Source organism: Synechococcus sp. HK01-R, assembly GCF_014217855.1.
Taxonomy (GTDB): domain Bacteria; phylum Cyanobacteriota; class Cyanobacteriia; order PCC-6307; family Cyanobiaceae; genus Synechococcus_C.
In genome coordinates this window covers 1548143-1561953 of the sequence record NZ_CP059059.1, presented here as the reverse complement: position 1 = coordinate 1561953, position 13811 = coordinate 1548143, and the positions used below count along the sequence as shown (strand labels likewise).

Below are 13811 nucleotides of genomic sequence, written 5' to 3'. Positions count from 1 at the left end.
TCAGGGCGCAGCTCAGTTATTGACCAAGCGCTTCTAGAACTAAACGCTGCGGATAGAGCAGCACGGTTTCTCCGGGGCGCAGGGCGAGTCGACAACGGGTCCCCCGCTGGTAATCGCTCTGGAGCGGCAGGCGCAGGCGCAACTGACGGGCTCCCGCCTCGACCCTGTAAAGCCATTCACGACCTAGGAACTCTCGACCCATGACGCAGGCCTCAGCGGTGGGATCTGGGACCAGGGTGATTGCCGCGGGATCCACCAACACGGAGGCCTCTGCCAGATCCCGCTCCCCAAGGCCGGAAGGCATCCGGAATCGGCCGAGCGAACAGTGCAGATGGCCGCTGCCATCGGTTTGTACAGGCAGAAGATTGCCCTGCAAAACAAAACGACCGACAAACGGGGTGGCCGGCGACTCCACCAGAGTGCGAGGAGACGCGCATTGATGCAGCAGACCGTCCTGCATCACGGCAACCCGGTCGCAAATCGCTAGCGCTTCGCCAGGGTCATGGGTGACCAGAATGCCCGAGGTGCCACAGCGACTGAGCACCGCTGGCAGTTCACTGCGCAAGCGAAGCCTGACCTCCACATCGAGGTTGGAGAAGGGTTCATCCAGCAACACCACCGCAGGAGCCGGGGCCAGAGCCCTCGCCAGGGCCAAGCGCTGGCGCTGGCCTCCAGATAATTCATGGGGATAGCGGCCGGTCAGCCGCTCCAGCCCAAGCAACTCAAGCAACCACGAAGCCCGACTGGTGTCCTGTCCCCGGCGCAGTCCAAAACAGGTGTTCTCCCAAGCATTGAGATGGGGAAACAGAGCGTAGTCCTGAAACACCATGCCCACCCCGCGACGCTCGGGGGGCAGTGAGCGTTGGCCATCTGCCGCCAGCTCACCCTGCAGGTGCACCTCACCACGCGAGGGCTGCTCGAAACCTGCAATCAGGCGCAGCAGCGTGGTCTTGCCACAGCCGGACGGACCCAGCAATCCCACGAGCTCACCTGGCTGCAGGTGCAGATCGATCCCCTGAAGCGTCCAGTCCCGCTCTCGCCCCGGGTAGCGGTGCCAGAGGCCCGACACCGCAACCGGCGCGACCTCTGATTCGCGACCCGCCATAACCCTCGAGGGTGATGATGCCTGTCCATTGTGCGACTCCACCATGACCTCCCCCATCCATCCTGAGGCGATCACCACGGACGCCGCACCGGCTCCAGTCGGTCCCTACAACCAGGCTGTCCTTGCGGGGGGATGGCTCTACTGCTCCGGCCAGATCCCCCTCGATCCGGCCACAGGCGCCATGGTGGGAGCGGGCGATGTGGAGGCGGAAACCCGTCAGGTGCTCAGCAACCTGCTTGCAGTCCTCAAGGCCGCAGGAGCCGATGCCTCCCGGGTGGTGCGGACCACGGTGTTCCTGGTGGATCTGAACGATTTCCAAAAAGTGAATGCCCTCTACGCGGAGGTCTTCGGTGCCGGAGTCAGTCCAGCCAGGGCCTGCGTGCAGGTGGCAGCACTTCCCAAGGGTGCCCGGGTGGAAATCGATTGCGTGGCCTGGATGGGGTGACCACCGCCGGTGCGGATTCGGTAACGGTGTCATCCAGCTCACCGCGGCCTCCTTGCCTTGCCTTTTAGTCAGAGTTCAGCTTTTGAACCGCGGTAATGCCATCATTTTCCCAAACCACCCCATGGGTGAGCAGCGGCGGGCCAGTTGAAGCTGAACTCCCTGACCCAGACTCAACTGCTTTACTGCTCAGCCTGGATCTCCGTGATCAAGCCGCCCGCACCCTGATCGGCCAGGGCTGGCAGCTGCTCTACTCCGGCAGCACGCCGCAACGGGTCACCACCACCCTGCTGGATCCCAGCGAAAGCATCCAGATCAGCCTGCAGATTCCGAATCACCATGACGACGACTGGAATCTCTGGCTGGAGGCCTGCCACCACCAGCTCAGTGCGCCACTGCGGGACTGGCTCCAATCCCTCGGAGTGGAGCAGGGCACGCTCAGTCGTCTTAGCGGCCTGGAAAACAGGGTGAATCACGCCCTTGACCTGAGCGCCATGCTTCAGGTCGCGCGCTGGCTGCAGGGGCCGATCCAGGAGGTCGAACAACTCGCCCGGGACCACAACAGCCAACTGGTGCTCCACCTGGCCGGACTGGGTCCGAACAGCTGACGCGGGCCAGCCGCCAACGATCGACTGAGGGGCAGCCGGTTGCATAGGTTGGAGTTGCGCTGCGCGATCCCATGGCCCAGGCCAAGCTGACCATCGGAGAACTGGAGGCGGGCTACCCCCTCTACTGCAAGGCCCTGCGCCGCTTGCTGAAGGAAGGTCGCAGCACCCAAGACATCCAGAAAACCGTTTGCTGGGGCCATCTGGAAACCCTCAACCGCTGCCTTCCCACCCGCTACAAGGCACCGTCTTACTTACTGGCCCTGATCCGCCGCGATCTTGAGCAACCGAAGCACTGAGGCCAACGACTTAGGGGCCGGGAGTGAGCGGACGAGCAGGATCCTCTCCTTCGACTTCCCCCTGAAACACCCTGCTCGCCAATACATCGCTGGCTTCAATCGTAATCAGATCCTCACGATTGAGCGGTTCGGCCATTCTTGAAAACAGCCGATTCGCCTGCCGGAGTCGCAAACGATCAAGAGCGTTGCGGATTGAGCGTGCATTAGCAAAGAAGGGCAGAAGCCGGCGGCGTGCGATGTAGTCGGCAAAGGCTTGCTGAGCCGAATCAGTGAAGCTGTAGTTCTGCTGATGCAGCAATAGAAGGGCAATCTCCATCAGCTCCGAATCGCTATAGTCGGGAAAATCAATGTGATGAGCGACTCGGGAGGAGAGACCGGGGTTGGACTGATAGAACTCCTGCATGCGATCTTTATAACCGGCAAAAATCACAACAAACTCTGAGCGCTGCTTCTCCATATCCTGAAGAAGAATTTCGATCGCTTCAGCCCCGTAATCCCGCTCATTGCCTGGCTTATAAAGATAGTAAGCCTCATCAACAAACAGAACACCGCCCTGGGCGCGCTTGATCATTTCACGGGTTTTAGGTGCGGTATGGCCTACATATTGACCAACAAGATCATCACGGGTCACAGTGACCACATGGCCTTTTCGCAAATAGCCGAGACGATGAAGGATTTGGGAGATCCGGATCGCAACTGTCGTTTTCCCAGTTCCCGGACGCCCCGTGAAGGACATGTGCAGGGAGGGTGCAGAGCTGGGCAGATCCAGGGTCTCCCGAGCACGATCCACTAAAAGCAATGCTGCAATCTCACGAATGCGCGTCTTAACAGGACGCAAGCCAACAAGATCGCGATCAAGCTGCGCTAATACCTCAGCAACGCCTGAATCGGCGAAGCTGGCCGCAAGGTCAATCGATGAGTCCATCGACCGCTGCCGCAAAGGCATGATCCTCAGCCTGCAAAGGAGCTCCCTCCTCGAGATCGAGAGGCCGCAAGGTGAGATTCACGTAAGTGCGGCCAAAACTGATATCCGGAAAGCGTTGCTGTTCTTCACTGAAAGCGCCAAGACGATCTAAAAAATCACGGGTGGCGCCGTAGGTCTCGAATTCAACGCGGCGCTCAAGCCGGACCGGACGATTGCGCTCTTCCCACTGATGCCGCCCTGATTGATGCCGCCCTGATTGATCCTGCACAACGACACGCACACGCTTCGCTGAACTTAGAGCAGAGCATCCCTGCGAGTCCCCATCAATCGCTCAGCCCAGGCAGACGCATAGGCATGGTTGGCCGCCTGTGACTCGGGATCCTGGACATTGAGAGGATGGGGCATGGTGCCAGCAATCGCCGCGTTGGTGACACAGAACATCGACTTCTGGAAGCTGATACAGATCTGCACATGAACATCAGCCTGCCCTCGGCCATGGCTGTCGTACCAGCGGCTGAGCTCATCGGGAAGGTGGCGATACATGTCTTGCATGCAAAGGCTCGGAGGGATCCCCGCCCCCATGCTTGGAAGCGGGTCGGCATAGAGCGCTCCGTAGCGGAAGCTGCTTTGATCCGGAGAGATCTGCTGAGCCTGGGCGTTGTACGACACGGTTCCCAGGAAAGGCATCCCGCGGAAGAACACCGCCTCCACATAAGGGACAGCCACATCCACCAGGAAGGTAAGGCCAGCTTCAGGCGGGAGGATCCAAATGGTCTCACCACCGACCTGCACCTCGTAGGTGATCGGATTGGCGGCGGCAGCCACCAGACCATCACGGATGTGATGGACCACATCGTTGACGCAAGCCACCTCACCGATGCGATAGCGACGGGCAAGGTCAACAAACATATCGCTCATCACACGCCAGAACAGCCCAAGGGCATAGATGGTGGTGAGTGAGCGAATCGCCTCGGGTGCGAAACCCGGAAACAGTCCATTCACCAGCGCCAACAGCGGATCGCGACGGGCTTTGAGGCGAATGATCCGATCACAAACCGTCTGGAAGGGATCACTGTCGAGGTAGGCATCCAGCCCTCCGGTGCCATGCCAAAACATCGCCTTCTGGCAGTACTCGGCGTATTCGAAGTTGATCCGATCACCGATCCAATGGCTCCAGAGGCGCTGGAGGCTGAAACCCTCGTGGAAAAAACGAAGGGTCGGGAAGGGATTGAGCAGCTGGGTCTGCCCCTGATACACCAGGTTGCGGCTGTAAGCATCCAGCACGAGGCCGTAACTCTCGAGCACATTCACGACCTGGAGAAGATGGTCAGGAGTGTCAGCGAGCAAGGGAACGTCCGCGAGCAGGCGAGAGACCAGCTCCTCGTGATCGGGCAGCGGGGGCGTGGTGTGGGGCATCAGGAGAGGCCTCCGGGCAGGGTGGTGAGAGCGAGCTGACTGAGGCCGGTCGTCGCCGCCTCGCTCAGACCGACCAGAAGATCAGGGGCCAAACCGAGAATCAGGACCCCAAAACTGAGAAGGATGGCCGGCATTTGATCCTGAAAAGGAACCGGTTCAAGCACCCGGGGGTTGACATCGTCACCAGCGGTGATTGCCAAGCGTCCAAAAAAGGCACGATTGACAAGCAGCAGGAAGTAAACCGCTGTGAGACCCGAGCCCACCATGCTGAGCAGGGTGGCTGTGGTGAAGCTCTCAAGACTGCCTCGGAAAATCAGGAATTCGGCAATGAAGCCGGCCATCCCCGGAATGCCAGCACTAGCCATGACGCCGATGATCATCAAAGAGCCACTCAATGGAAGGCCACGCTGAGGGTTGAGAAGGCCCCGCAACACATTCAGATCCCTGGTGCCAGTGCGCGAATAAACCACACCCACGACAAGGAAAAGAATCGCCGAAATCAAACCATGGCTGACCATCTGGAAAAGGGCGCCCTCCAGGGCAACAGGGGTGGCTGCTGCCGCCGCCAGCAGCACATAGCCCATATGCCCCACGGAGCTGTAGGCCACCATTCGCTTCATATCGGTCTGGGCAATTGCGGCCAAGGATCCATAGAGCACAGACACCGCCGCCCAGGTGGCTAGCCACGGAGCAGCGACAGCCCAGGCCTCAGGGAAGAGTCCAAGACAGAAACGCAGAAGACCATAGGTGCCCAGCTTGAGCAGGACCCCTGCCAGAAGCACGGACACCGGCGTCGAGGCTTCGGTGTGAGCATCCGGCAGCCAAGTATGGAAAGGAAAAAGTGGAATCTTGATTCCGAAGCCGATCAGCAGAGCACCCATCAGCACCAACTGGCTGACAATCCCCATCTGGGAGCTGAGGACAGGATGGAGGCCGAAATCAACGCTGCCGGTCAAGACAGCCATTCCCAGGAATGCCGCCAGAATCAAAATCCCTGAAACGGCGGTGACGATCAGAAATTTCGTGGAGGCATAGGCGCGATTGGCGCCACCCCAGACCGCAATCAGCAGCCAGAGGGGAATGAGCTCCAATTCGTAGAACAGGAAGAAGAGCAACAGGTTCTGAGCCAGGAAGGCACCATTCACCGCACCGCTGATGATCAGCAGGAGAGAGAAGTAGATGCGTGGCCGATTCTCAATGCTGCGGGACGCAAACGCTGCCACCAGGCAGAGCACTCCGTTCATCAGCACTAACGGCAGTGAAAGGCCATCGACGGCGAGGGAGTAGTCGAGCCCAAGACTGGGCAGCCATGGCATGCGTTCAACCAGCTGAAAACCTTGCTGAGCGGAATCGAAGGCCCAGAGCAACGGAAGCCCTGCCAGGCACTGAATCGCCAACACCATCAGAGACACGCGCCTGATGCCACCGGACTGGGTACCGGCAGGCAGGCAAGAGATCAGGAGGGCCCCGCCAAAGGGGATCAGCAGAAGAACGGTCAAGAGCATGGCGTTCACCTCAGTTCAGAAGCCAGCTGAGGCTGAACAGCAGCAGCACAATCGCCGCCACCACCGTGAGCACGTAGCTCTGGCTCTGACCGCTGATGCTCAATTTGAGACCATCGGCGCTTTGAAGGGAGAAACGAGCCAGGAAATGGAGCACACCATCGACCACCGTGCGATCAAAGCGATCAGCCAGTTTTGAAAAGGCAGCTACCACATTCACGATCGTGAGGCGGTAGAAGCGCTCGGTATAGAAGTCAAAAGCGAGGAGATCCTGGAACCAGCGAAGAATGGGATTCAGGGAACGGGACCAGGCTTTATTCAGAGGGATCAAGGCTCCGATGAGAAGTCCCACCAGGCCACTGCCAACCACAAGCGCGGCCGCCCAGACGGGGAAAGCGAGCAGCCCATCCAGAGACTCCAGGCGAATCAGCAACAACGGGGTGATCAGAACGATCACAGACAGCGCCACCATCGGCAGGGCCATTTGCCAATTGATCTCCGCGGCTCTCCTGGTCTTGGCCAGGGACTGGCCCAGGAACACCTGGCGGTAGACGCGGGTGAGGTTGAGGGCCGTCAGCGCATTGGTCACGAGAAACACGACAACCAGGGCAGGTTCACGAGCGCCAATCAACTCCACAGACTGGGCCAGGCAGAGGAAGCCCCCAAACGGGAGACAACCAACAAGACCCAGCGAACCGATCAGAAAGGATCCGGAGGTTGCCGGCATACGGGAACCGAGCCCCCCGAGTTCGGTGATGTCCTGGCAATTGGTGGCTGCGATCACGCCACCCACGCTCATGGACAGCAGAGCTTTGGAAACGGCGTGGGCAAAGAGCAGCAGGAGTGCAAGGACGGGCACCTGCAACGCAATGGCGATAAAGACGAGGCCCAGATACGCCGTTGTGGAATAGGAGAGATTCCGTTTGATATCCACCTGGGCAATCGAAACCAGCGAGCCGCCAAGGGCACTGATGATTCCAATCACCTGAAGGACCACCAGGGTGACGGGAGCCTGCTGCAGCAGGGGCATCACCTTGAGGAGAACGATGGCGCCGCAGGTGACAACGACGGAATTGCGCAAAATCGAAGCTGGGTTCGGACCCTCCATCGCTTCATCCAGCCAGAGGTGCATGGGGAACTGGGCGCACTTTCCGACCGGGCCAGCAATCAGACCTAAACCCAGCAGGGTCGCGGCAATGGGGGTCATGGGTTGCGTTGCTGACCAGGCGTAAAGATCCTGAAAGCCCATGACTCCAGACCAGGCAGCCAGAGACACCACCCCCATCAGCAGGAGGACATCGCCGACGCGCTTGGTGAGAAAGGCATCCCTGGCAGCGGTGATCACCAGCGGCTGGGCGTACCAGAACCCCACCAGCAGGTAGGTGGACAGGGTGAGCATCTCCAGCAGGAAATAGCTCTGAAACAGGGAGTCACTGAGCACGACTCCAGACATCGCACCCTCGAAAAAGCCGAGGAGAGCGAAGAAACGGGCAAGGGCCCACTCCTTATCGAGATAACCGAGTGAATAGAACTGAGCCAGAAGGCTGAGACCCGTGATCAGTTCAAGAGCCGCCAGGTTGGTCAGCGACAGGCTGAAGCTGATGTTGAGCTGCAGGTCTGCAAAAGCCAGCCAGGGAAACTCAAGAGACACAGGCCCATTGAGCATCACCTCACGCAACACCCAACTCCCATGCACAAAGGCAATCAGGGTGAGAAGGATGTTGAGGTAAGCGGGGGGGCGATGCGCATCCCTGCGAAACCAGCCAGCGGCCCATGGAAGGGCCACGAGGGTTCCTGCCAATCCATAGAGGGGGATCAGCCAGGCGGTCTCAATGGTCAGGGTGGAAAACGTGCTCAAAAAAAAGAACTCAGACGTTTCCGGCCGAAGGCGCGTTGGCCGGAGAATCTAAGCGGAATTGGGAGTCCGGGAACGCCATTCCACTCAGAGGCGGCGACGGGCGCCGGTCGCCACCAAGGCAGGCTCAACCTCCTGATGGGGACGCGCAATGATATGGGCGGCCACCAGGCCATCGCCTACTCGCTCACAGGCATCAGCGCCTGCGCGAACAGCGGCGTTCACCGCACCGGTCTCACCGCGCACCATGACGGTCACGTAGCCACCGCCGACGTACTCGCGACTGATCAGCTGCACCTCGGCAGCTTTGGTCATCGCATCGGCCGCTTCAATTGCAGGCACCATCCCACGGGTTTCGATCATGCCGAGGGCAATGCCCTTGATCGGTGCAGGCGTTGCAGCCGCAGAGACACTCGAGGAGGCACGGCGAGCGGCACCACCGGAAGCGCTGCTGGATCGTGTGCTGGTCGAGCGACTCGTACCCGATCGGCTCGCGCTTGTGCTGCGACGGCTGCTTGTGGTGCTGGAACTAGCACTGCGGCGTGTGCTTGTGGCTGCGGCAACGGCGGTCACATCGACAGTTGCCTTGGCAGCCGGTGTGTTTTTGACAGCCGGCGTTGTCTTGTCAGCCGCTGCGGAGGTGCTTGCCGCTGGGGTCGCGGCCGCAGGGGTCAGCGCTCCGCTGGACGTGGAGGGAACAGAAGCACCTGAGGAAGCAGCCGACGGGCTGGAACCAGCGGAAGAGCGACGGCGGGGCGTTGGAGTGGCCATGGTGAGGAGGGAGTGGATGGAACGAAGCGGGACGGGGCGATCAGTTATCCATCCGGCGTCCAGTGATCGATGATCCCGCCGATGGTGAGATCAGTGAGGACCGTGTTATCAGGACAGGCATGACGGGCCGCAGAGCCGCTGGCAGTAAAAACCCAGTTCCCTTCTCGAGCACCAACGGGATCAACAGCCACAAGTTTCTTGCCTTTGTTGTTTTCCAGAATGCGCAGGTGCATGTGATCAAGTCCGGCGACCCGATACGTGCAAATCAGTGTTCCCCGCACCTGCATGATTTCCATCAGCCTGCAGCCCCCTGGGGTGGGGTTGGGGGAGCTGCAGGGGACGCTGCAGGTGCGGATGGTGTGGAGGGAGGTTTCGGGGGATCGGGCTCCCAATGGTCAATGATCCCAACGATGGTGAGGTCACTGGGATAAGACTTGCTGCCGGCAGCCTCACGGGCAGCAGAGCTGGAAACGCAGATGACCCAGTCTCCGGGCTTGGCACCGACGGCATCAACAGCCACTTTTTTGGTGCTGCCATCGAGGACGACCTGAAGATGCTTGTGCTCAAAATCGGGGATCCGATTGGTTGAGACGAGTGGCTTGATGACCTTGACGATGAGCATGATCAGTGAGCCTCCTGACGGACAGGATCGAGGGAGGACCCTACCGTTTCGGCAGGGGAGGGGTTGTCACGATCTCGGACCGTGAGCATGGTGTGGAGCAGGCCGGCGTCAACAAGCTCCGTGTAGCGGGCGGCGATCGCTTGGTTGACGCGATGGCAATCAGCGACAGCCCGCTCTCTGGCACCAGGAACCTTGCCTGAGTAATCGAAGCGGACAACGACAGGGATTGGCAGATCCCTTGAAACATTGAGTCCCTTGAAGATCTTGACGCCGACATCGAGATCCGGAGCACCTTCCTCAACAGTGTCGAGATGGGCGAAGTAGGTGAGGTTGCGTAGATGCACCTCCTTGAACCCGATGCCGACACCGATAAAGCGTTCAGCATGGCCTGCATCGGGATAGGGCCCGTGGTGCAGGGCACGGACGTAATCCTGTTGGGAGAAATTGTTGATCAGTAACTCAGCAATGAAGCGCACCATGCCCGGATCAGGAGCCGTCGTGGAGTGGGTTTCCACCGCAGCGATGACCGCCTCACGAGCCTGATCAGCCTGCAGACAGGCGGTGCTCTCATAAAGAGTTGCAGCACACAACCATTGATCAAGCTTGATCGCACCATCACGATCCGGAACATGAACCCGGATCGCATCGGTGTCAGTGTCGAGACCGATCAATAAAAGATCCACCGAAGCACCACAGCAGAAGCTGTTCTCAACGGCTTCACGGAAATCCTTGAGGCGTTGCAAACCTGCAGAGGCCGCCAGGGAGTCGTTGCTGCCGTGGGCGGCACAGCCTTGGTGGGATGGATCTAAAGAACTGAAGTGGTACGTAACCACTTTCAAATAACGCGTAGGGGCATGGGGCTCGTTGGGAACATGTTCGCGAAAACGGCGATGCTCGGTTTTGACCCAACGATTGACCGTGTTTTCCACGTCGAACATGGCTCCGGCATGGGAGCGACGCCGCACGGCACTGAAGGGAATGCGGAGGGCGTAGGCAATGGAATGGGCTAAACGACCATCCGCGCAGGGAGTGACATCAAGCAGATGGAAACCGCAGTCGAGCAAGAAAGTGTTGAACTGCTCAGCGCGCTGACTCCCGGACGCACCGCCGAGAGGGTCATCGAGAAAGAAACGCTCGCTCAGGGATTGATGGGCCTGGAACACACACCAGGCAAACAGGGCGCGCATGTCGAGGGGACGCACCCATGCTTTCTCAAGGATGTGATCGGGTAGATCAAATCCGAGCTCGGCCCGAGCTAAGCGTTGAGCCTGGGTAATGAAATCAGCGTCGTGTTGGAAGGCTGAAACCCTCTGGAGAACAGGAACGATGCGATCAAAACGTCCCTTGACCTCCAGTTCATAGGCCTGGAGCCTGTTGTTCTCGGAGAGCTGGGTGAGGGGATGGGCAGCCAACACACCTCTGCGAGACACTGTGGCCGCTTGAAATCGAGCGGAAGGAGAGCATGCCTGAGGCTGAAGTTCAGCCGATTGATCCCGGCGAATCCAGGAGGGGCGCTGCACGACAGGTCGTCGGGTGTCCTGACTTGAACGAATCCGTCCACTGGACAAACGAGCATCATTCACCACTGCCGCTTTGCCCGCAGTGGTCAGCGCCTTACGCCGTTCAAGGGCGGCACTGCGGGTGGTAGCAACTGGATCCGATCCGGGTTGATCCTGGTTGGGTCCCATCTCAGTTGAGCTGGAGAGGGCCTGAGCCAACTGCAGCTGACGACGTGTGGGAGCCGTGGGAGCCAGTGGGCGCCCGCTCCGTGCCGATGGTTGGGAGCGAACCATTCTTCGATCAGCCCCGAGCGCCGCCGGAGACGGTGATCAGCGATCCTTTGTCGGTGTTGCCAGAGGAGCCGGTCACACGGCTGACGGGCCACTCCGTTTCCTGGTTGCGCTTGCGTTCGAAGGACGACATGGCGCTCATCGGGCCAGGACGGGAAGGATTGCGACGGCGGGCTGAAGCCCCTTCCGTACCCGTGACGTGCTCACCACGGTCCCAGTCGTCGCCGGTGACCTTGGTGGACGAACCCTCGCCGGTGACCCGAGAGACAGGCTTGGTGGGAGGCTCACTCACCACAGCCACGGTGGGCTGGAACTGTCGCTGTTGCCGGTTCTGGAATTCGCGGTTATCGAAGCGAAACTGCTCGGTACCCGTGACTTTTCCGCCGGCCATATCAAAAGGGCCGGTGATGCGGCTCCCCTGCTCATAGGCGGTGCCAGTGACCCCGGAACGAAGCTCACGATCCTGTTGAGCGGCACGGGCGGGGGACATCACACTGAAACGTGTCCAAGGGGCACCTTCCGGTGACACACCATGGGTTTCAGTGCCGGCGGGGGCATCGGAACCGCAGGCCGCAGCGAGTTGATCAGCACCCAGATAGGGAGTTCCAGTAATCGCTTCGCAGGCTCCACGCTCATCACCGGTCATCACGCCACCGACCCCGGGCTGAAGACCGGTCATCGGGGCTGAAGGAGTGCCGACGCGCACTGGAGTGCGTTCACGGATGGCCTGCACAGCAGGGGTACCGCAGTATTGACCAGCCTGCTCAAGACCTGCATAGGGAGTACCGGTCACAGCCTTGCAGCTACCGGGCTCGTCCCCAGTGACCTTGTCGGACCGACCGGTGCGGGTGCCGCTGACGACCTGATTGCGGTTGGTGATGCTGAAACCCACCTTGGCGGCTTCAGGCTCTGCCTTAGACCCGCAAAAAGCATTGACTTGCTCAGCACTGATGTATTGATCACCAGTGACGCGATGGCAAGAGCCGAACTCATCGCCGGTCACCTGCGCAGAGCGACCCACCATCGTTCCAGTCACACCGGTGCCGGAAAGGGTGGCGGAACGTCCGACCTTGGCGGCAGGACGTCCCTCAGGGAGGGGGTCGGATCCGAGGTACTGATCTCCAGTGAGGGCACGACCAGCTCCGGCTTCATCACCAGTGACACTGGAAGAACGGCCCACCATCACGCCACTCACTGGACGTCCTTGCTGGGTCAGGCTGTGTCCGACTTTGCGTGGGGAGGGGGTGGAACCACCGCAATAAGCCGCGGACTGGTTCGCAGAGATGTATTCAGTACCGGTGACGGATTTGCAGGTGCCGGGCTCGTCACCAGTCACTTTCTCGGAGCGTCCGACTTCGTTGCCGGTCACACGATTGCCGTGGCTGGTAGCGGTCACGCGAACCTTTGCAGGGGTGGTGACGGCAGGAGCGCTTTGACAGAAGGTCTGGAAGACTTCGGCACCCAAGTACTCAGTGCCAGTGATGGAGCGGCAGGTGCTGGCCTCATTGCCGGTGGTCTTCACCGAGCGGTTGGCCTGGGTACCGGTGACGGTCTGACCACCTGTTGTCTGGGACTCACCCACTTTCCAATGGGCATCCGCAGCGGCTGCCTGCTTGGAACCATGACGATTGGGACCAGAGGGGCGGGTCACACCCGCACTCTGCTTATTACGGGCACCAGCCTTGGCACGCAATTCGCGCACCTGCTGAGCCAACTCACGGCTGGTGAGATCGGGATTGGCCTGACGAGCAACAGCGGCTGCGCTGGTGGGCTGCTTGCCAGCAGTCTTGCCGTGCTTCGACATGGCATCGCGGCGAGCCAGCACCAAAGCGCGGCTGGGATTTTCAATGGACCGGCGCTTGGGTGACGCACTACGTCGCTCAGCAGCGGCGCGACGGTCGCCGGAGCGATTGCTCAGCTCAACGGAGACCGCAGGACGTGTCGACAATCCTTTCTCAGCTGCACGCTGTCCACCGCATCCGCACTCTTTCTTGGCCGGTTCAGATGCGGGAGCGACAACCGTTTGCCGAGCCACATCAGTGCGATTGCGGTCGCGACTGGTATCAGCGGTTTTGCCTCGACGGGAGAGTGCTTCACGACGGGCGAGCACCAGCTCACGACTGGGATTGCTCTGGGGCTTCACCTGGGAGAAGCGGGCGACTGGAGCGCGCTGCAGAGTCACGGCAGCAGGGGCAGAGACAGAAGCGACTGCAGATTGCGAAGCAACAGGCGTGGTGGCTGTGATCTCAGCAGCAGCATCCGTGCGGGTCGGACGTGCATCCGAAGCCGTGCGCACACGATTCGCTTTACCGCCTGCGGCAACCGATGCCTTCTTCCCGGCGGTGGTCAGCGCCTTACGGCGCTCAAGTGCGAGTTCGCGACTGGAAAGTCTTGCCATGTCCGCCCGAGGTTGTCGTCGTGAATGGAAGGGTGGAGCCCTCCCGGAAAAGAGTTGAGCCCTGATGAAGGTCAGGGCTCG

At 60.2% G+C, this 13811-nt stretch carries 14 protein-coding genes; 3 read left to right on the top strand and 11 right to left on the bottom strand.

Annotation, left to right across the window (positions count from 1 at the left end; genetic code table 11):
* Positions 1–16: 16 nt before the first annotated feature.
* On the bottom strand, positions 17–1105 hold the full coding sequence (locus H0O21_RS08355; RefSeq protein ID WP_255440950.1) for an ABC transporter ATP-binding protein: 1089 nt from the start codon (positions 1103–1105) through the stop codon (positions 17–19).
* Positions 1106–1148: 43 nt separating this feature from the next.
* Between H0O21_RS08355 and H0O21_RS08350 the strand changes: the two genes are divergently transcribed.
* From H0O21_RS08350 to H0O21_RS08340, 3 genes are all read left to right on the top strand, one after another.
* Positions 1149–1550: a RidA family protein gene (locus tag H0O21_RS08350; protein ID WP_185189344.1), complete on the top strand. Its 402-nt coding sequence runs from the start codon at positions 1149–1151 to the stop codon at positions 1548–1550.
* Between the two features lie 95 nt (positions 1551–1645).
* A complete protein-coding gene (locus H0O21_RS08345) occupies positions 1646–2155 on the top strand; it encodes a hypothetical protein (protein ID WP_185189343.1) in 510 nt (169 codons plus the stop codon).
* Between the two features lie 71 nt (positions 2156–2226).
* A complete protein-coding gene (locus tag H0O21_RS08340; RefSeq protein ID WP_131454427.1) occupies positions 2227–2451 on the top strand; it encodes a DUF3136 domain-containing protein in 225 nt (74 codons plus the stop codon).
* 10 nt (positions 2452–2461) lie between these two features.
* Here the strand turns inward: H0O21_RS08340 and cbbX are convergent, their stop codons facing one another.
* The 10 genes from cbbX to H0O21_RS08290 form a co-directional block, all read right to left on the bottom strand.
* Positions 2462–3376: a CbbX protein gene (cbbX, locus tag H0O21_RS08335; RefSeq protein WP_185189342.1), complete on the bottom strand. Its 915-nt coding sequence runs from the start codon at positions 3374–3376 to the stop codon at positions 2462–2464.
* Positions 3360–3656: a 4a-hydroxytetrahydrobiopterin dehydratase gene (locus H0O21_RS08330; protein WP_255440949.1), complete on the bottom strand. Its 297-nt coding sequence runs from the start codon at positions 3654–3656 to the stop codon at positions 3360–3362. Before H0O21_RS08330 ends, cbbX begins: the two co-directional genes overlap by 17 nt.
* Positions 3657–3670: 14 nt before the next feature.
* On the bottom strand, positions 3671–4792 hold the full coding sequence (locus H0O21_RS08325) for a CO2 hydration protein (protein ID WP_185189341.1): 1122 nt from the start codon (positions 4790–4792) through the stop codon (positions 3671–3673).
* Positions 4792–6297, bottom strand: a complete 1506-nt coding sequence (locus H0O21_RS08320; RefSeq protein WP_185189340.1) for an NADH-quinone oxidoreductase subunit M — start codon at positions 6295–6297, stop codon at positions 4792–4794. The genes H0O21_RS08325 and H0O21_RS08320 overlap by 1 nt, the downstream gene beginning before the upstream one ends.
* A 10-nt stretch (positions 6298–6307) precedes the next feature.
* Positions 6308–8152 (bottom strand): NAD(P)H-quinone oxidoreductase subunit F, encoded by a 1845-nt coding sequence (locus tag H0O21_RS08315; protein ID WP_185189339.1) that lies wholly within the window; start codon positions 8150–8152, stop codon positions 6308–6310.
* A gap of 84 nt (positions 8153–8236) precedes the next feature.
* Entirely contained in the window at positions 8237–8824 is a 588-nt protein-coding gene (locus H0O21_RS13565; protein WP_370523109.1) for a BMC domain-containing protein, read from the bottom strand.
* Positions 8825–8964: 140 nt separating this feature from the next.
* Positions 8965–9216 carry a carboxysome peptide B gene (locus H0O21_RS08305; protein WP_131454433.1) on the bottom strand — a complete coding sequence of 84 codons (252 nt, stop codon included), beginning with the start codon at positions 9214–9216 and terminating at the stop codon, positions 8965–8967.
* Positions 9216–9542, bottom strand: coding sequence for a carboxysome peptide A (locus H0O21_RS08300; RefSeq protein ID WP_131454434.1), 327 nt, complete (start codon positions 9540–9542; stop codon positions 9216–9218). The genes H0O21_RS08305 and H0O21_RS08300 overlap by 1 nt, the downstream gene beginning before the upstream one ends.
* A 2-nt stretch (positions 9543–9544) precedes the next feature.
* On the bottom strand, positions 9545–11335 hold the full coding sequence (locus tag H0O21_RS08295) for a carboxysome shell carbonic anhydrase (RefSeq protein WP_185189337.1): 1791 nt from the start codon (positions 11333–11335) through the stop codon (positions 9545–9547).
* Between the two features lie 7 nt (positions 11336–11342).
* Positions 11343–13730, bottom strand: coding sequence for a CsoS2 family carboxysome shell protein (locus H0O21_RS08290; RefSeq protein ID WP_185189336.1), 2388 nt, complete (start codon positions 13728–13730; stop codon positions 11343–11345).
* Between the last annotated feature and the right edge of the window lie 81 nt (positions 13731–13811).